18 protein-coding genes, 1 tRNA gene and 2 pseudogenes are annotated in these 17,825 nt (G+C 70.2%); 8 read left to right on the forward strand and 13 right to left on the reverse strand.

Features of this window, described 5'->3' with window-relative positions; all coding sequences use genetic code 11:
• The first annotated feature begins 9 nt into the window (after nt 1-9).
• Nucleotides 10-975, forward strand: a complete 966-nt coding sequence (locus tag BBK82_RS12635; RefSeq protein WP_065915189.1) for a TIGR03617 family F420-dependent LLM class oxidoreductase — start codon at nt 10-12, stop codon at nt 973-975.
• On the opposite strand, the gene BBK82_RS50135 is transcribed toward BBK82_RS12635, so the two are convergent.
• Nucleotides 953-1,126, reverse strand: a complete 174-nt coding sequence (locus BBK82_RS50135; protein ID WP_154697269.1) for a hypothetical protein — start codon at nt 1,124-1,126, stop codon at nt 953-955. The genes BBK82_RS12635 and BBK82_RS50135 overlap by 23 nt on opposite strands.
• Nucleotides 1,127-1,270: 144 nt before the next feature.
• Here BBK82_RS50135 and BBK82_RS12640 point away from each other — a divergent pair, with 144 nt between their 5' ends.
• Both BBK82_RS12640 and BBK82_RS12645 read left to right on the forward strand, forming a co-directional pair.
• Nucleotides 1,271-1,867, forward strand: a complete 597-nt coding sequence (locus BBK82_RS12640; protein WP_179953768.1) for an ArsR/SmtB family transcription factor — start codon at nt 1,271-1,273, stop codon at nt 1,865-1,867.
• Nucleotides 1,864-2,607, forward strand: coding sequence for an SRPBCC family protein (locus BBK82_RS12645; RefSeq protein ID WP_065915190.1), 744 nt, complete (start codon nt 1,864-1,866; stop codon nt 2,605-2,607). The genes BBK82_RS12640 and BBK82_RS12645 overlap by 4 nt, the downstream gene beginning before the upstream one ends.
• On the opposite strand, the gene BBK82_RS12650 is transcribed toward BBK82_RS12645, so the two are convergent.
• From BBK82_RS12650 to BBK82_RS12665, 4 genes and pseudogenes are all read right to left on the reverse strand, one after another.
• Nucleotides 2,580-3,398, reverse strand: a complete 819-nt coding sequence (locus BBK82_RS12650; RefSeq protein ID WP_065915191.1) for an endo alpha-1,4 polygalactosaminidase — start codon at nt 3,396-3,398, stop codon at nt 2,580-2,582. The two genes, BBK82_RS12645 and BBK82_RS12650, sit on opposite strands and share 28 nt — an antisense overlap.
• Nucleotides 3,395-4,012 (reverse strand): annotated as a pseudogene (locus BBK82_RS12655) (DUF885 domain-containing protein). The gene BBK82_RS12650 and the pseudogene BBK82_RS12655 overlap by 4 nt, the downstream one beginning before the upstream one ends.
• A gap of 7 nt (nt 4,013-4,019) precedes the next feature.
• Nucleotides 4,020-4,400 (reverse strand): annotated as a pseudogene (locus tag BBK82_RS56710) (DUF885 family protein); the annotation flags it as partial.
• A 107-nt stretch (nt 4,401-4,507) separates the two neighbouring features.
• Nucleotides 4,508-6,091, reverse strand: a complete 1,584-nt coding sequence (locus BBK82_RS12665; protein WP_065915194.1) for a DUF885 domain-containing protein — start codon at nt 6,089-6,091, stop codon at nt 4,508-4,510.
• A 65-nt stretch (nt 6,092-6,156) separates the two neighbouring features.
• Between BBK82_RS12665 and BBK82_RS12670 the strand changes: the two genes are divergently transcribed.
• From BBK82_RS12670 to BBK82_RS12675, 3 genes are read left to right on the forward strand one after another with little or no spacing between them, the layout of a single operon-like run.
• Nucleotides 6,157-6,798 carry an HNH endonuclease family protein gene (locus BBK82_RS12670; protein WP_083268782.1) on the forward strand — a complete coding sequence of 214 codons (642 nt, stop codon included), beginning with the start codon at nt 6,157-6,159 and terminating at the stop codon, nt 6,796-6,798.
• A gap of 10 nt (nt 6,799-6,808) precedes the next feature.
• On the forward strand, nt 6,809-6,940 hold the full coding sequence (locus BBK82_RS55775; protein ID WP_257785451.1) for a hypothetical protein: 132 nt from the start codon (nt 6,809-6,811) through the stop codon (nt 6,938-6,940).
• A 2-nt stretch (nt 6,941-6,942) separates the two neighbouring features.
• Entirely contained in the window at nt 6,943-7,215 is a 273-nt protein-coding gene (locus BBK82_RS12675; protein WP_065915196.1) for a hypothetical protein, read from the forward strand.
• 21 nt (nt 7,216-7,236) lie between these two features.
• Here the strand turns inward: BBK82_RS12675 and BBK82_RS12680 are convergent.
• Nucleotides 7,237-7,310 (reverse strand) — tRNA-Thr (locus tag BBK82_RS12680).
• 108 nt (nt 7,311-7,418) lie between these two features.
• On the opposite strand from BBK82_RS12680, the gene BBK82_RS12685 reads away from it, so the two are divergent.
• Both BBK82_RS12685 and BBK82_RS12690 read left to right on the forward strand, forming a co-directional pair.
• Nucleotides 7,419-8,768 carry a hypothetical protein gene (locus tag BBK82_RS12685; RefSeq protein WP_065915197.1) on the forward strand — a complete coding sequence of 450 codons (1,350 nt, stop codon included), beginning with the start codon at nt 7,419-7,421 and terminating at the stop codon, nt 8,766-8,768.
• Nucleotides 8,769-8,809: 41 nt separating this feature from the next.
• Nucleotides 8,810-9,535, forward strand: coding sequence for an SDR family oxidoreductase (locus BBK82_RS12690; RefSeq protein ID WP_065915198.1), 726 nt, complete (start codon nt 8,810-8,812; stop codon nt 9,533-9,535).
• A gap of 188 nt (nt 9,536-9,723) precedes the next feature.
• Here BBK82_RS12690 and BBK82_RS55780 read toward each other — a convergent pair whose 3' ends face one another.
• The 7 genes from BBK82_RS55780 to BBK82_RS12720 form a co-directional block, all read right to left on the reverse strand.
• Nucleotides 9,724-9,846: a hypothetical protein gene (locus tag BBK82_RS55780; RefSeq protein ID WP_257785452.1), complete on the reverse strand. Its 123-nt coding sequence runs from the start codon at nt 9,844-9,846 to the stop codon at nt 9,724-9,726.
• A 94-nt stretch (nt 9,847-9,940) separates the two neighbouring features.
• The gene (locus tag BBK82_RS12695; protein ID WP_065915199.1) at nt 9,941-11,137 is read right to left on the reverse strand and encodes a DNA polymerase III subunit delta'; all 1,197 of its coding nucleotides are present in this window, start codon (nt 11,135-11,137) and stop codon (nt 9,941-9,943) included.
• 28 nt (nt 11,138-11,165) lie between these two features.
• Entirely contained in the window at nt 11,166-13,202 is a 2,037-nt protein-coding gene (locus BBK82_RS12700) for a bifunctional MFS transporter/dTMP kinase (protein ID WP_065915200.1), read from the reverse strand.
• 90 nt (nt 13,203-13,292) lie between these two features.
• Entirely contained in the window at nt 13,293-13,706 is a 414-nt protein-coding gene (locus BBK82_RS51555; RefSeq protein ID WP_170067907.1) for a hypothetical protein, read from the reverse strand.
• Between the two features lie 18 nt (nt 13,707-13,724).
• On the reverse strand, nt 13,725-16,493 hold the full coding sequence (gene topA / locus BBK82_RS12710) for a type I DNA topoisomerase (RefSeq protein ID WP_071812589.1): 2,769 nt from the start codon (nt 16,491-16,493) through the stop codon (nt 13,725-13,727).
• 139 nt (nt 16,494-16,632) lie between these two features.
• A complete protein-coding gene (locus BBK82_RS12715; RefSeq protein WP_065915202.1) occupies nt 16,633-17,205 on the reverse strand; it encodes a hypothetical protein in 573 nt (190 codons plus the stop codon).
• A 65-nt stretch (nt 17,206-17,270) separates the two neighbouring features.
• Nucleotides 17,271-17,813: a hypothetical protein gene (locus tag BBK82_RS12720; protein ID WP_154697271.1), complete on the reverse strand. Its 543-nt coding sequence runs from the start codon at nt 17,811-17,813 to the stop codon at nt 17,271-17,273.
• Nucleotides 17,814-17,825 lie beyond the last annotated feature (12 nt).

Genomic DNA, 17,825 nt, shown 5'->3' on the forward strand with positions numbered 1-17,825 from the left:
CCTCGCCGCATGAAGCTGGACAGCAGTGCCGTCGAGTACACCCCCACCGACGTCGGGACCATCGCCAGGCAGGCCGAGGACCGCGGTTACGACGGGTTCTGGCTCGCCGAAACCAAGCACGACCCGTTCCTCGCGCTCGCCGGCGCGGCCGCGGCAACCGAACGGATCCAGCTCGGCACGGCGATCGCGGTGGCGTTCGCCCGCTCCCCGATGACCGTGGCGACCACGGCGAACGACCTGCGGCTGCTGTCCGGCGGCAGGTTCAACCTCGGCCTGGGCTCGCAGGTCGAGGCGCACATCACCAAGCGCTTCTCCATGCCGTGGAGCAGGCCGGCGGCGCGCATGCGGGAGTTCGTGCTGGCCGTCAGGGCGATCTGGCACGCGTGGGAGACCGGTGAGCGGCTGGCGTTCCGCGGCGAGTTCTACACGCACACGCTGATGACGCCGTTCTTCAACCCCGGCCCGAACCCGCACGGCACCGCGCCGATCTACCTGGCGGGTGTGGGCGAGCTGATGACCGAGGTGGCCGGCGAGGTCGCGGACGGGTTCCTGTGCCACAACTTCACGACGCCGCGCTACCTGCGCGAGGTGACGCTGCCGGCGCTCGGACGCGGCCGCGCGAAGGCCGGGAAGTCGTGGGAGGGGTTCGAGATCAGCGGCCCGGTGTTCGCCGCGACCACCGACGAGGAGATCGCCGACGTCAAGCGGCAGATCGCCTTCTACGGGTCGACGCCCGCCTACCGGCCGGTGCTGGACCTGCACGGGTGGGGTGGGCTGCACGAGGAGCTGCACCGGATGTCGCGGCGCCAGCAGTGGGCGGAGATGAGCGCTTTGATCACCGACGACGTGCTGCACGAGTTCGCCGTCGTCGGGACGCCCGACGAGGTCGCGGCCGCGCTGCTGGACCGCTACGGCGACGTGGTCACCCGGTTGTCGCCGTCCGGGAACGTCCTCAGCGCCCTGAGAAGTGGCTGAGGCCCTGGCGCGCCAGCTCGTCGTGGAACATGGCGAGCCCGGCGCGCACCCTGGCGACGCCCTTCTTGCGGATCCACCTGCGTCTGCCCACGTTGGCAGCGGTCAGGGCGAAGGGCAGCGCCAGCACCGTCAGGACGAGCATCGTGATCATCTTGTCTCCTCAGGGGTTGCAGACAAGCAACGACCAATCGAGACATCGCTTACGGTACCGCCTCCAAAGCCACCCAGGTGGAGCAAAGTCACCGACAGCACCTTCGTTCTTGACTAATTTTGTTTTCGGTGCGACCGTGGAGCCATGTTCGAAGTGGCGGTGATCGAGGACCCGGCCGCGGCCGAGGTGTCGCTGGACCCCGTGCGAGCGCGGCTGCTCGCGGAGCTGGCAGAGCCAGGATCGGCGACGATGCTCGCCGCGAAGGTCGGTCTGCCCAGGCAGAAGGTGAACTACCACCTGCGCACGCTGGAACAGCACGGCCTGGTGGAGCTGGTCGAGGAACGGCGCAAGGGCAACGTGAACGAGCGCCTGCTGCAGGCGACCGCCGCGTCCTACGTCATCTCGCCGACCGCGCTCGCGGCCGTGCAGCCGGACCCGGCGCGCTCACCCGACCGGTTGTCCGCGCGGTGGCTGCTCGCGGTGTCGGCCAGGCTGGTGCGCGACGTCGGATCGCTCCTGGGCGGCGCGACCAAGGCGAAGAAGCGCCTGGCGACGTTCGCGCTGGACGGCGAGATCCGGTTCGCGTCCGCGGCCGACCGGGCGGCGTTCGCGGAGGAGCTCGCGACCGCGGTGACCCGGCTCGTGTCCAAGTACCACGACGAACAGGCAGAAGGGGGACGTCCGCACCGGATCGTGGTCGCCCTGCACCCAAGCGTCAGCGCCAAGGAGGAAGAGCAGTGACCCGCGAGTTCGAGATCAGCAAGGAAGTCGAGGTCGGGGGAACCCCCGAGCAGGTCTGGGACGCCATCGCGACCGGACCCGGCATCGACTCGTGGTTCATGGGCCCGCACACCGTCGACGGGCGCCTCGGCGGCCGGATGTCGCTCGACATGGGCTTCTTCCAGGAGTCCTCGACGATCACGGCCTGGGAACCGGGCAAGCACCTCGCCTACGAGAGCGCCAAGGGCGAGGACGGCACGTTCCACGCGATGGAGTACCTGATCGAGGGCAGGGACCAGGGCTCGACCGTGCTGCGGTTCGTGCACACCGGCATCCTCGCCGACGGCTGGGGCGACGAGTTCGTCGACCAGCAGTCGAAGGGCTGGGACATGTACCTGTTCACGCTGGCCCAGTACGTCAAGCACTTCGCCGGCCGGCCGGGCACCTACGTGTTCGCGCAGTGGCCGGCGCATCCGGAGGGCAGCGCCGACAGGTGGCCGGTGCTGCTGCGCGCGCTCGGCGTCCCCGAGGACGCGGAGGTCGGCGACGAGGTCACCATCGAGGAGTTCGGCATCCACGGCGTCGTGGACTACGTCGTGCGGCACGACGCGCACAACTTCCTCGGTGTGCGCGGCCAGGACGGCCTCTACCGCTTCCACGGCACCAACGCGGTCGGCCACCACCTCTTCGGCGACGCGACCGGCCAGGCCGAGAAGTGGCAGGCGTTCCTGACTCAGACCCTGGGCGGGCAGACCTCGTAGACGTAGTCGCCGTGCCCGTACGGCACGACGTTCCGGTCGCGGCGGATGACCGACACCCGTCCGCCGCGATCGGCGCAGGCCTTCTGGAACGCGTCGTCGGTGTACTCGATCTGGATGAAGTTGTCGCCGAACGCCTCGGCGTAGCGGCCGCACTCGTCGTTGACCTGGCACTCCTCGGTGATCGCGAAGTCGAAGCCGATCTCCCGCTTTCCCGCGGTGCCGAGCTCGGCGGTGTTCTTCTGCGCGACGGCGAGCCCCTGCTCGTGCGCGTACCGCACGAAGCCCTTCATGAACTCCTTGGTGGCGTTGAGGTCGAACGCGCCGTCCGAGCGCGTGTAGGAGTCGAGGTTGTCCGGCTCCACGCCCTTGAACAGCGACTGCTTGCAGCCCTTGATCCACTTCTTCTGGATCTCGAGGATCCTGGCGCGCTTGTCGTCGCTGGAGATGTCGAGGATGCCCTCGTTCCACTCGTCGTCGATGGCGGGCTCGCCGTTCTTCTTCTTGACGAGCAGGTCGGCGTGGTTGTCCCGCCACCAGTTCAGCCCGCCCTCCATCCCCTCCGGCTGCGTCTGCAACGCGTTGAGGTAGCAGATGTTGTAGCGGCGCCCATCCGGCGTCTTGCTGCGGTCGCGCACGACGATCTTGACCGGCACGTCGGGCTGGTAGGCGCCGCCGATCTGGTAGTCGAACACGGCGCCCACCGGGGGCAGCTCGCGGTGCGGCAGGTCCGGCTCGCTCGAACACGACGTGACGAGCAGGAGCAGGGCGGCAGCCGCCGCGGCGGTTTTCATGCCTGCCGTTCTACCCACTTCCGCACGACTTCGTCGAGCAGCCCGAGGGTGAGCCGCCCCGCGCCCAGCACGACTTCGTGGAAATCGCGCACGTCGAAGCGGTTCTGCAGCAGTTCCTCCGCCTTGCGGCGCAGTTCCTCGAACTTGAGCCTGCCGACCACGTAGGACAGCGCCTGCCCCGGTTCGGAGAGGTAGCGGTCGACCTCGCCCTCGACCAGTTCGCGGGGCATCGGGGTGTTCTCGACGAGGTAGCCGATGGCCTGCTGCCTGCTCCAGCCCTTGGCGTGCAGGCCGGTGTCGGCGACGAGCCTGCCCGCGCGTTTGGCGTCCATCACGAGCATGCCGAGCCTCGCGTCGTCGTCGCTGTACAGGCCCATCTCGTCGGCGAGCCGTTCGCATTACAACGCCCAGCCCTCGCTGAACGCGCCGAGCGGGGCCTTGCGGCGCAGCAACGGCAGGTCGCCGAGCATCGCGATCCGCGCGTTCTCGAAGTGGTGGCCGGGCACCGCCTCGTGGAACGCCGTCGCCTCCTCGATGATCCGGAGTCGGGTGTGCGGGTTCTGGACGGGCACGAAGTAGGTGCCGGGCCGGCTGCCGTCGAGTGCGGGTGCCACGTAGTGCGCCGGGGTACCGGGCGAACTCCTCGTTGAGGTCCGCGATGAGCTTGATGCCGGTCTCGTGCAGCTCGTGCGGGTCGAGGTCGAGGGTGGTGTGCGCGCGGATGGCCTTGCGGTAGCGCGTCTCGCCGTCCGGGAGCCAGCACAGGCCGGCGTGCTCGGCGTCGCGGCCGTGCGGGAGGACCTCGTGGGTCAGCACGTCGCGGTAGGTCCGCAGGGCAGGGCGGAGCTCGTCGTTCTCGGCGATGTGCCGGTCCAGCAACGTGATCAGCTGCTCGACCAGGTGGGCCACCGGCGTGCGGCCGGCGGCGGTGCCGACGCGGTGCCGTTCGGCGATGGTGGCGAGGAAGCCGGGTACCGACCGCAGACTCCCGAGCTGGGGCACGAAGTAGAGCAGCTCGGCGACCGGGCACCGCGTCGTTCCGCAGGCCCAACAGGTTCGCCCGCAACGGTTTGCGTTCGAGCATCAGGTCGGAGAGGCGCTCGATGGGCCTAGACACCGGCGATCCACTCCTCGACGACCTCGTCGAGCTGGGTGAGCGTCAGCCGCCCGTGGCTCAGCACGACCTCGTGGAAGTCGCGGAGGTCGAACCGTTCCCGCAGCACGTTTTCCGCCTTGCGGCGCAGCTCCTGGAACTTGAGCCTGCCCACCACGTACGCCAGCGCCTGCGCCGGTTCGCCGAGGTAGCGGTCCACTTCGGACTCGATCTGGGCGAGCGGCATCGGGGTGTTCCCGGTGAGGTAGTCGACGGCCTGCTGCCGGCTCCAGCCCTTGGCGTGCAGGCCGGTGTCCGCGACGAGCCGGCCCGCGCGCATCGCGTCCATCGTGAGCATGCCGAGCCTGGCGTCGTCGTCGCTGTACAGCCCCATCTCGTCGGCGAGCCGCTCGCAGTACAACGCCCAGCCCTCGCTGAACGCGCTGATCGGGGCCTTGCGCCGCAGCACGGGAACGTCGTGGAGCAGCTTCATCCTGCTGAACTCGAAGTGGTGGCCCGGCACGGCTTCGTGGTACGCCGTCGCCTCGTCCTCGATGCGCAGGCGGTTGGCCGGCGCCTTCGTGTTGACGAAGTAGGTGCCCTGCGTGCTGCCGTCGTCCGCTCCGGGGAAGTAGTGCGGCGGCACCTGCGCGGGAACGGTCGGCGCGGCTTCCTCGACTCGGCACCGCTCTTCAGGCACCGTGCGGAACCATTGCGCCGCAGCGGCTTCCGCCTTCGCGACGGCCTTGCGCGCGTTGGCGAGCATCTCCTCGGCGTTGGTGTGCTTCAAGCTGGGGTCGGTGCGGATGCGCTCGAACGCGTCGGGGTACCGGGCGAACTCCTGCTTGAGGTCCTCGATGAGCCTGATGCCGGTCTCGTGCAGCTCCTCGGGGTCGAGGTCGGCGGTCGTGTGCGCGCGGATCGCCATCCGGTAGAGGCGGTCGCCGTCCGGGAGCCAGCACAGGCCGGCGTGCTCGGTGTCGCGGCCGTGCGGGAGGAGCTCGTTCCTGAGCACGTCGCGGTAGTTCTCGATGGCCGGCCCGACCTCGTTCTCCACGATCCCGGCGGCGCCCTCGACGACGTCGAACGCCTGGAGGTTGGCCAGGTGGCGGTCGAGGAGCTCGACGGCTTGCTCCACCAGGTGTGCCACGGGGGTGCGGCCGTGCGCGAGGCCGCCGCGGTGGCGGTGCGCGATGGTCTCCAGCAGGCCGGGCAGCTTGCGCAGGCGTTGGAGGTAGGCGTTCCGGCGTTCCGGCGTGTCGACCGGGAGCCGCGGCAGGAAGTAGAGCGTGTCCGGGACGACCGTGCGGATGTTGGCGCTGATGGCGAACTCGGTCCGCCTGCTGTCCACGGCCTCGACCTGCGTGCGCACCTCGTGCAGCACGATGCCCAGCGTGAGCCGCTCGTCGAGGTTCCGCGGCTCCAGCTTCCGGGCCTGCTCCCCGATCTCTTCGAGCTCGGCCTTGAACCGCTCCCCCGCCTCCTCGCTGTGGTCGACGAGCGCCTCGTGGTCGCCGTCCTGCCCGAGCATCGTCGCGTCGACCGGGTAGCGCCGCATGATCGTGCGGAAGAGCCGGTCGGCGAGCGCGTTGACTTCCATTCGTCCCCCAGTGGTTACGCCGATGAGCGGCCATGGCGCGCTGCCCCGGCGGGTATGCCCCCGTCATGCGGTGGATCTTGCTGATCGTCCTGCTCACCGGGTGTACCGCGCTACCCGCCTCTCCTCAAGTCGACCGGGTCCCGGGCGGAACGCTGGACGCGGCCACCGCCCGCACCTCCCTCGCGGCGCTGCCCCCAGGCGCACCGGGTTCGTTGCGGGGCTACGACCGCGACTGCCCCGGCGCCTGCGTGTTCGGCCAGCCGTGGTTCGACGTGGACGGCGACGGCTGCGACCAGCGCAGCCAGGTCCTGGCCCGCGACCTGACCGCCGTCGAACGCAAACCGGGCCGCTGCGGCGTGCAGTCCGGCACGTTGGACGACCCGTACACCGGTTCGCAGGTGACCAAGGTGTCCTCGATCCAGATCGACCACGTCGTGCCGCTGGCCGAGATGTGGCGCAGCGGCGCGGCGGGGTGGCCGGCGGAGAAGCGCGTGGCGGCGGCGAACGACCTGCGCAACCTGGTGGCGACCGCGGGCAAGGTCAACCAGTCGAAGGGCGACAAGACACCGGACGAGTGGATGCCGCCCAACACCGGGTACGCGTGCTCGTACGGGCGGATCTACGTGACGGTGAAGGCGGCCTACGCGCTGACGGTGGCGCCGGCGGAGCGGTCGGCGTTGGAGAAGGCGCTCGCGACCTGCGGTTAGGGTTCCGCGCGTGGACCCTGTGCGCGGGCAGCCGGTGAAGATCCCGCTCGTCGCCGGGCTCGCCGAGGCCACGGCGGCCGCGGCGGCGCTGCGGCCGTTGCTGCCGGGGGACGTCGTGGTGATCGGCGGGCACCGCAGCTGACGGTGCTGCGGCTGATCTCCGACGCCGAGATCACACGGGTGCGGCCGGCGGTGGAGGAGTTGATCGCGTCGTTCCGGGCCGCGTCGCGTGCTCTGGTGGCTGCGTTGGCCGAGGACACCGTGGGCGAGGAGTGGCTGGTTCACGATCACGGGGAGCATTGCCGGTTCGAACACGCGGTGACCGGGTCGTGGAGGCGTGCGTGGAGGGTTATCACGACATGCGGCGGCTGCTGGAAGTGCTCGGACAACAGCAGAAGGGCCAGGTCAGCGAACTGACCTGGCCCTTCCGTCTCACCGAGCCGCCTATCGGAATCGAACCGATGACCTGCTCATTACGAGTGAGCCGCTCTGGCCGACTGAGCTAAGGCGGCGAGACGCGATAACTATAGCTGACCCGTGGACCCGTTACTCACGGGGGTCGGCATCGTTGTACGGACCGTGACCGAGGTCACCGCCTCCCCACCGTCGAGGAGTGGTTCATGCGCCGATCGTTCTCCGTGCCGCTGGCGGGCCTGCTGCTGGCCCTCGCCGCTGGGCCCGCGCTCGCCCAGCCGCCGACCACACCGGTGCCGGGACCGCGCGACCCGAACCAGCCGCCCGCGTCGTCACCGAACGGGCCGCAGCCGCTGGCGCACGCGGTCGGGGACGCCGGGACGGGGCTGACGGTCGTCCGGCTCGGGCCGCAGGCGGTGCCGACGAACACGATCCTGCCGGGGCTCGGCGAGCTGCTGCCGAAGCAGTCGGTGACGGAGCTCGGGCTGGGGTTGGCGAGCGCGCAGGTCAACACCGAGGCGTTCCTGGCCACGGAGCGGGTGGTCACGCAGGCCAACCCGTTCGGGTTCGCGGTGGCCGGGCGGGCGCCGCAGACGCCGGGGACGCTGGTGCAGACGGCGATCCCGGACAACCCGCAGCCGACCACCGGTGGGCTGCCGATCCCGGAGACGCCGCTGGCGAAGCTGGGCGTGCTCAACGGCAGCGTGCACGCGCGGTGGGACGAGAAGGTCGGGCCGTGCATCAGCCCGCTGGCGACGGCGAAGACGTCGCTGGCCGGGTTGCAGGTGCTGAGCGCGCTGCCGGCCGAGGTGCCGCTGGCGCCCAAGACCGGGCTGATCAGCATCCCGGACACGTTCGAGGCGAGCTCCAACGTCCGGCTGGTCGACCTGCCGGGCAGCAAGAACAAAGCGGTCGAGTCGACGTCGGCGATGCGGGCGGTCAGCATCGAGCTCCTGGGTGGCGTGAAGATCGACGTGGTCACGCCGCCGACGCTCACGGCCACGGCGACCGGCGACGAGAAGACCTCGAAGATCACTTACACGGCGCCGGTGCTGAAGGTCAGCCACAACGGCAAGGAGCTCGGCACGCTGGACGCGGCACACCCGGTGCTGGACGTGCCGCTGCTGCTGGACGTGGTGGTGCTGAAGCTGCAGATCGCCGGGCTGAACGAGAAGAAGGCGGCGTTCACCGGCAACGGCTTCAGCGGGTTCCAGCTCGGGGCGACCGCGCGGATGCTCGACGTGCAGCTGCTGCCGACGGACAAGCTGAAGCTGCCGAACCTGCCGACGGCGCTCGCGCAGATCTCGCTCGGCGAGCAGATCGTGCGGGCCGCGGCGCCGCAGGGCGGGGTGGTGTGCGGCAGCTCGCAGCCGCCGCAGACCCAGGCGCCCCAGGAGCCGGGCGGTGCGGCGGCGCCTCCCAAGAAGGCACCGCCGCTCGCGCACACCAATGCCGCGTACCAGTCGGTGCCGCTGTTCTGGACCGGTGCCGGGCTGCTGCTCGCCGGTGTCGTGCTGGTGGCGGCGCTGCCGGTCAGGCGCCGGCCAAGCGTTTAGTCACAGTGACCCGAACCCCTTGTCGCCGTTAGAAAGCTTCGGTGAGCTTCTCTCTCGAAGGCAAAACGGCGTTGGTGACCGGCGCGCGCACGGGCATCGGTCGCGCGATTGCCCGCGGTCTGCACGACGCGGGCGCACAACTGGTCCTCGTCGGGCGCGGTGACCTGTCCGATGTGGCGCCTGCGGTCGCCACGGTGTCGGTGGACCTGTCGGACCCCGCGGCGGTCGAACCCGCCCTGGCGCCCGTGCTGGCCGACCACCGCGTCGACGTGCTGGTCAACAACGCTGGCACGATCCACCGCGGCCCGGCCGTCGACGTGTCGCTGGCGGACTGGCAACGGGTCATGGCGGTGAACCTCGACTCGGCGTTCGAGATCTCGAAGCTGTGCGGGCGGCAGATGGTCTCCGCCGGGGGTGGCAAGGTCATCAACATCGCCTCGATGCTGTCGTTCCAGGGCGGCATCCTGGTGTCGGCCTACACCGCCTCGAAACACGCGCTGGTCGGCATGACCAAACTCCTGGCCAACGAGTGGGCTGCCTCGAACGTGCAGGTCAACGCCATCGCCCCGGGCTACATCGCCACCGCGAACACGGCGTCGCTGCGCGCCGACCCCGAACGCGAACCCGCGATCCGAGCCCGGATCCCGGCTGGCCGCTGGGGCACCCCGGAGGATCTCGTCGGTCCGGCGGTGTTCCTGGCGTCCGCGGCGTCCGACTACGTGACCGGGCACGTGCTCGTGGTCGACGGGGGCTGGTTGGCGAGGTGATCAGGTGGGCTGCTGCCGTCACGTTGTGATCGCTGGTGCGGCCCCCTTTCCTTTTGGCGCGGCGGAGGTGGACGGGTTCGCGGGACACCTGAGAGACGCCACCAGGCCAGGATCAGGACAACGTTCACTCGTCCGAGTGACGGACCAGTCCAGCGGCAGCCCAGCGGCAGCCCAGCGGACCAGCGGAGTCAGCGTGCGGAAGCGGTGCGCCCCAGCACCGCATCCGCGAGCCGCACCTCCCCCGCGTGCATCAACCCGTCCGCGACCAACCGGCCAGGGCCGGCCGCGAACACCACCACGAGCTGCCCCACAGCCGCAGCACCTCGCGACACCCACCGGCGTGCGAGTGCTGCAAGGACCAGTGGAAGCGGTCCGCCCCCACCAGCAGCGCGCGGGACGAGCGCTTCATCCGCGGTGCAGGGTCGTGACCATCGCCTCGATCGCGATCCGCGGCTTCACGTTCACCTCGATCGCCTCCCGGCAGGCCAGCACCGCCTCCAGCCGCCGCAGGATCGACTCCTGCGACCACTGGGCCGCGGCCGTGCGCGAGTCGGCGGCGCGGTCGGGGTGCATCAGGAGGGCTTCGGAGCCTGTTTTGGTGACCAGGGCGTCGCGGTAGAAGGCGGCGAGGTCGACCAGGGCGAGGTCGAGGGAGTCGCGCTGGGTGCGGGTGGCGCGGGATTTCTGGCGTTTTTCGAGGTCCTTCAAGGCGCCCTTGGCGCCGCGGGTGGCGGCGGCGGTGCCCTTGCCGGTGCCGCCGGCGCCCATGGCGGTTTCCAGGGCGGAGCGTTCGGCCTCGTTGCGGGCCTCGTTGGCGGTGGTGGCGTCTTCCTCGGCGGCCTTGATGAGTTCGTCGGCGCAGGTGAAGACGTCTGCCGGTTTGCGTAGAGCCAGCGGGATGCGGAGGACGGCTTCGCGGCGTTCGCGGGCTTCGGGGTCTACGGCCAGACGGCGGGCACGGCCTACGTGGCCGCCACACACAGAGGCTGCCCAAGAGGCCATTTCGGGCGATACGCCGTCGACCGTTTCCAGGGCGGAGGCGATGGCCGGGGGGCGGGGGGAGCCCAGGGAGACGAGGCGGCAGCGGGAGCGGATGGTGATGGAGACGTCCTCCGGGTGGTCGGAGGGGGCGCAGAGCAGGAAGACGGTGCGCTCCGGGGGTTCCTCGACGGCCTTGAGCAGGGCGTTGGCGGCGCCTTCGGTGAGGCGGTCGGCGTCTTCGATGATGACGACCTGCCAGCGGCCGGAGGTGGGGCGGCGGGCGGAGATCTGGACCAGGGAGCGCATCTCGGCCACGGAGATCGAGAGGCCCTCGGGGGCGACGACGCGCACGTCGGCGTGGGTGCCGTGCAGTGCGGTGCGGCAGCCGGTGCACTCGCCGCAGCCGGGGCGGTCGTCGGTCACCACGCACTGCAGGGCGCCGGCGAAGGCGCGGGCGGTGGAGGAACGGCCGGAGCCGGGTGGGCCGGTGAAGAGCCAGGCGTGGGTCATCGCGCCGGGGGCCGGGGTGCCGCCGGCGACGATCATGGCGGCTGCCTCTGCCGCCGCGGACAGGGTTGCCACCGCGTCGGGCTGGCCGACCACCTCGTCCCACACGCTCATGGGTGCAGTCTTCCAGCGGGCGGGCGGATCACGACGTCGGGGCGGGAGCTTCCTGGGTCACTCGTTTGCGCGAGGCCAGCAGCGGGAGCACGGACGTGTGGACGCGTTGGGCGGTCATGTCGGCGTCGCCGTCGGTCTCCACGACCAGGTAGCGGTCGGGGTCGGCGGCGGCCATCTCGCTGAGCAGCCGCTGGACCCGCCAGTGGTGTTGCAGGCCGAGGGACTTGCCGTCGGTCACCGGGCGGTCGAGCAGGATCGTGAGGTCGGGGCGCAGGCGGCCGGTGGCCCACTCGACCAGGCCTTCGAGCTCCTGGTGCTCCAGGGTGCCGGTCGCGCTGAAGTGCGCCAGCGGTGAGTCGACGTAGCGCTCCATCACCACGATGGAACCCTCGTCCAACGCGGGGCGCACCTGCCGTTCGACCACGTCGGCACGCACGGCGGCGGCGACGAGGGCTTGCGCGCGCACGCCGGCCAGTTCGGCGGACGACAGCATCGTGCGCAGACGGCGTTCGTCGTGTTCGGGGTCGGCGGCCAGCAACACCTCGAACCCCTCGGCACGAAGAGCGGCCGCAAGCCGACGAGCCTGCACGGACGTGTCCTCACGCGTGTCGCCCTCGACCGCGATGAGCAGACCCTTCGTGCGTGGCCGTCCGCGGATGGCGGCGAACAACGACGACAGCACGCGCTCTTCGCGACGGTCGTCCATCTGCCGATAAGCCACGAGACCCAGCACGATCGCGATGACCGCTCCGCCGAGCATCACCGGCCTGGTGGCGTCGACCTCCATCGGGTGGCCGAACACGCTGACCGTCTGCTTCTGCAGCACCGCGACCAGCAGCGGCGCACCCGCGGACGCACCGAACAGCACGATCTTGAGCAACGACTGGATCAGCGCCACCGTGCGGCCGCGCATCTCGTCCTCGACCTGCGAGCCCACGATGGTCAGTCCGGTCAGGAACGCCACCCCGGCGCACAGCCCGACCAGCGCCACCATCAGCAGCGCCAGCCACAGGCTCGGGGCCAGCGCGACCAGCGTCAACGTGACGCCGGCGCCGACGATCGTCACGCCGAACAGCCGGTTGTAGGACAGCCGCCGGGCGAACCGGGGCGCTGTCGCCATGCCGGCCGCGAGCCCGACGAACACGGCCATGAACAGCAGGCCGAACGTCGACGCGCCACCGAGCAGCGACTCCGCGTAGAGCTTCGCCGTCGCGATCACGACACCGGCCGCGGCGAACGCGCCGATCATGCCGATCACCAGGCCGCGGACCAGCGGCGTCGCGGCGGCGAACTTCACGCCCTCGCGGAGCATCGCGACGAAGCCCGGCTTGTCGGCGTCGACCTCCTTCTTGCGCGCGGAGGCACGGCCGGACAGCTCCGGCAGCCGGGTCGCGATCAGGATCGCGGAGGTGAAGTACAGCAGGCCGTTGATGATCACGGCGATGGTCGCGATGCGGAACTCGAGGTCGCCGCCGTGCAGGTTCAGGTACGCCGGCACGCCCGCGATCAGCGAGTACAGGCCGAACCCGCTGATCGTCGAGATGCCGTAGGTCATCACGAGGCCGAGCTGGTTCGCCGACTCGACCTGGTCGGGGCGGCGCAGCAGGTTCGGCACCGCGGACTCCTTGGCCGGGATCCACAGCATCGCGCAGCAGCCGACCAGGAAGTTCGCCACGAACAGCCAGATCGGGGAGCCGATCAGCGCGATCGAGATGAACAGCGACCCGCGCAGGACGTCGCAGACCACCATCACCTTGCGGCGGTCGAACTTGTCCGCGAGCACGCCGCCGATGGGCGCGAAGAGGATGCCCGGCAGCAGCTGGGTCAGCACCACCAGCGACAGCGCGAACGACTGCCACTGGTAGCTGTTCATCATCTCGGTGACCAGACCGGTCAACGCGAGCAGCGACAGCCAGTCACCGACGCTGCACAGATAGGTGACCAACCACAGTCGGCGGAACGGCCGGATCGCGAGCACCGAGCGGAGCCGGTGGACCGTGGACACGCTGGACTGGGCCTGCCCGGCCGGGCCTGGCTCCTTCGCTCCTGTGTCCGCGCCCTGCAACCTGAGTCACCCCTGCTCGCCCGTTCCGGTGCGGTCAGCGTAACCGGATGTAGTGGGTGACAACGCCGGACTCTCAGCGTCCGAAGGTCACTATCCGCTGAAGATCGCGCCCAGAATGCTGACGAGCACGAGCACGAAGAAGCCCAGGACGATCACGCAGCCGACCACCGTGGCCGCGCTGTTCGCCGCCGTCTGCGGCTGTTGCGGTTGCGCGACAGGCGCTTGTGGCAACGGCGCCGCGTGCTGCTGCAGCCGTTGCCGACGACCCTGCCCGCGTCGTTCCTCCTGCTCCATCTGGGCCCAGATGGCCTGTCGCAGCTCGTCGGTCGGCACCGGAGGAGGTGTCGGCACCGCCACACGTGACGAGAACGACGCCGTCCGCAGCGGGGTCCACTGAGGAGCGACCCACGTGCCGGCGGTCACCAGGCCCGCCAGCGGGTCTGGGAACAGCGCAGGAGGCGGCGGGGCCTGTGTCCCGTCAGGACCGAAGTCAGAGCTCGGCACCCGCCACCTCCGTCACGTTCAGCTCTTCGACTTGGCCGGAGCCTTCTTGGCCGCCGGCTTCTTCGCCGCCGCGGGCTTCTTCGCCGGGGCCTTCTTCTTCACCGGGCCCTTGGCGCGCTTCTCGGCCAGCAGCTCGGCCGCCCGCTCGTCGGTGATCGTCTCGACGCTGTCGGTCTTGCGCAGCGACGCGTTCGCCTCACCGTCGGTGACGTACGGGCCGAAGCGACCCTCCTTGATCACCATCGGCTTGCCGGACACCGGGTCGTTGCCCAGCTCGCGCAACGGCGGCGCGGCGGCCGCCCGGCCCCGCTTCTTCGGCTCGGCGTAGATCTTCAACGCCTCTTCGAGCGTGACCGTGAAGATCTGCGACTCGTCGCCCAGCGACCGCGAGTCGGTGCCCTTCTTCAGGTACGGGCCGTAGCGACCGTTCTGCGCGGTGATCTCGGCGCCCGTCTCCGGGTCCTTGCCGACCACCCGCGGCAGCGACAGCAGCTTCAGCGCATCGTCCAGCGTGACCGTGTCCAGCGACATCGACTTGAACAGCGAGCCGGTGCGCGGCTTCGGGGCCTTCGCCTTCGACGACGACCCGTTCTCCGCCGCCTCGGGCAGCACCTCGGTCACATACGGGCCGAAGCGGCCCTCCTTGGCCACGATCTCGTTGCCCGAGACCGGGTCGGTGCCCAGCGAGCGGCCCTCCTGCGGCGTCGAGAACAGCTTCTCGGCGATCTCCGCGGAGAGCTCGTCCGGCGGCAGGTCGTCCGGCAGGTTCGCGCGCTGCGCGGCACCGTCGACCTCGCGCTCCAGGTACGGCCCGAACCGGCCGACGCGGACCACGACCGTGCGGCCCTCGGAGTCGCTGAACAGCGGGATCGAGTTGACCTCGCGCGGGTCGATGTCCTCGACACCCGTGCCGACCAGCTTCTTCAGGCCACCGGAGCGGCCGATCGAGCCGTCGGGGCCGATGCTGCCGCCGAAGTAGAACCCGGAGAGCCACGTCGTGCGCTGCTGGCGACCGGCGGCGATGCCGTCGAGCTCGTCCTCCAGCGCGGCGGTGAAGTCGTAGTCGACGAGGCGGCCGAAGTGCACCTCCAGCAGCCCGACCACGGCGAACGCCACCCACGACGGGACGAGCGCCGCGCCCTTCTTCCACACGTAGCCGCGGTCCTGGACCGTGCTGATGATCGACGAGTAGGTGGAGGGACGGCCGATGCCGAGCTCCTCCATCGTCTTGATCAGCGACGGCTCGGTGTAGCGCGAGGGCGGCGAGGTCGTGTGGCCGTCCGGGGACAGCTCGGCGATCGTCAGACCCTGGTCCTTGACCAGCAGCGGCAACCGCGACTCGGCGTCGTCGGACTCGCCACCGGCCTCGGCGTCGACGGTCTCGACGTAGGCCTTGAGGAAGCCGGCGAACGTGATCGTGCGACCGGACGCGGCGAAGGTGACCTCCTGGCCGGACGCCGCCTTGCCGACGATCCGCACGCTGGTCGTGTTGCCCCGCGCGTCGGCCATCTGGGAGGCGATCGTGCGCTGCCAGATCATCTCGTAGAGCTTGAACTCGTCCGAGTCGAGCTCGGCGGCCACCTGGCCCGGCGTGCGGAAGACCTCACCCGCGGGCCGGATCGCCTCGTGGGCCTCCTGCGCGTTCTTGACCTTGCGCGTGTACTGGCGCGGCTCCTTGGCGACGTACTGCGCGCCGTAGAGGTCCGTGGCCCGCGTGCGGGCCGCGTTGATCGCGGTCTCCGACAGCGTGGTGCTGTCGGTGCGCATGTAGGTGATGTAGCCGTTCTCGTACAGCTTCTGCGCGGTGCGCATCGTGCGGTCCGCGGAGAACCGCAGCTTGCGGCCGGCCTCCTGCTGCAGCGTCGAGGTCATGAACGGCGCGTACGGCTTGCGCGTGTACGGCTTCTCCTCGACCGAGGAGACCCTGACCGGCGCGTTCTGCATCCCGGCCGCGATGGCGCGGGCCTGTGCCTCGTCCAGCACGACCACGTCGGCCTTGCCGGTCAGCTTGCCGTCGGAACCGAAGTCGCGGCCGGTCGCGAGGCGGGTGCCGTCGAGCGCCACCATCCTGGCGCCGAACTGGCGCGGGGTGGCCTCGGCACCGGCGTCCATGACCGCCGAGATGTCCCAGTAGCCGGCGGAGACGAACTTCATCCGCTCGCGCTCGCGCTCCACGACCAGGCGCGTCGCCACCGACTGCACGCGGCCCGCCGAGAGCTTCGGCATGACCTTCTTCCACAGCACGGGGCTGACCTCGTAGCCGTAGAGGCGGTCGAGGATGCGGCGGGTCTCCTGCGCGTCGACCAGGTCCTGGTCCAGGTCGCGCGGGTTGGCGGCAGCGGCCCGGATCGCGGACTCGGTGATCTCGTGGAACACCATCCTGCGGACCGGGACCTTGGGCTTCAGGGTCTCCAGCAGGTGCCACGCGATGGCCTCGCCCTCGCGGTCACCGTCTGTCGCGAGGTAGAGCTCGTCGACGTCCTTCAGGGCTTCCTTGAGCTCGGTGACCAGGGACTTCTTGTCCGCGCTGACCACGTAGAGGGGCTCGAAGTCGTGGTCGACGTCCACGCCGAGCCGAGCCCAGGCCTGGCCCTTGAACTTCGCGGGGACGTCGGCGGCACCGCGCGGCAGGTCCCGGATGTGTCCCCGGGAGGACTCCACGACGAAGTTGCTGCCGAGGTACGAGGCGATCTTGCGCGCCTTCGTGGGCGACTCGACGATCACCAGTCGCCGGGTGCTGCTGCCCGCTCCTCCGCCGCTCTTTCTCGTCCGTGTCGATCCAGCCACGCCGTCCCGCTCTCTTCCAAACCCGTTCCCAGGCCCGCCAGTGTTGCCCAGCGCCGGCCGAAAAGCACACCATCCGTCATGTCTTCTGCGACGCCTGTTCGACGAGACAGAGTGACACAACCTCGCCGGAGTGCCCCGCTCAGGCCGCCGGCCACGTGCTCATCGCCACCCCGTGCGGAGGGCTTCCGACCAGCTCAGCGAGCCTCGCGAGCCGTCTGCGGCCGGTCACCCGCAGCGCTGGTGCTCCTACCAGGGTGCACGGAAGACCGGACTGAAGCAGGGCATTTTGCAACGGTTCGTGTGTCTGGGGTGCGTTGGGGTCCAAACCGAGCAGGTACGCCGACTCCATCCAGCTGCCGGCGGCCAGCGCCCAGACCCGGAGCACTGCTCCGTTCAGCTCGAAGTCGGCGGGCACCTTCTTGGCGGAACCGTCCAGCCAGCGGGCGGCCAGAGGGGTGAGATCGGTGCGGAACGGCGTGCGCACGAACCGCGTGCCCTCCTCGTTGACGCACAGCTCGGAGGTCACGCCACGCTCGGTGCAGGCCTGCTTGAGGGGCTGGTGGCGCCAGTCGTCGCGCAGCTCGACGTACACGCGGGCAGCCGTGCCGCGTGCGAAGCTGACGGCCTGCCCCGGCCCGCAGAGGAAGCCGGCGAGGTCCGCCTTGGCCGGCGTTCGCGCCTCGGCCGAGAAGAAGGACAGCTGCCCAACCACGGCCCACAGAGTAGAACAGACGTTCGACTGTGACCAGTGGTGCGGGTGTGACTACGCCGGTTGAGCTATTGGGTGGCCTTCAGCGTCGAGCAGGACGCCGACTTGGTGACCGCGGCCGCGTACTTGGGTGACTTCTCCAGTGCGTCGAACGTGGCTCGGAGCTGTTCGGGGGCGCTGACCTGCGAGGTTTCGGTGAGCACCTTCTCGGCGTTGTCCCAGAACCGGGCGTCGGCCGCGAGCGCGGTGATCGGCTTCTCGGCCGCCTGGTACGACTTGGCGGACTCGTCGAGGTACTTGAGCGTGCGCTCGTGGACGTCCTTCAGCTCGTCGGACGGCGGACCGATTTCTTTCAACTTGTGGCCGGAAGTCACGAACGCCGTGGCGTTGTCGGTGACGAGCTTCAGGTAGGCCGTCTTGATCGCGGCCGGGTTCGCCGGGTCCTGCCTCTGCAGCTCCTGGCCGGCTTTGAGGCCGGGGACGACGCCGGCGCAGAACGTGTCGACCCAGCGGCCCTGGGCGTCGGTGAGCGGCTGGTCCTCGTCGGAGGCGCAGGCGCTGGTCAGGAGGGCCGCGGCGGCCAGCACCGCCGTCGCCAGACGTGATCGCACCGCCCGAACAGT

It is taken from the genome of Lentzea guizhouensis, assembly GCF_001701025.1.
Classification (GTDB): domain Bacteria; phylum Actinomycetota; class Actinomycetes; order Mycobacteriales; family Pseudonocardiaceae; genus Lentzea; species Lentzea guizhouensis.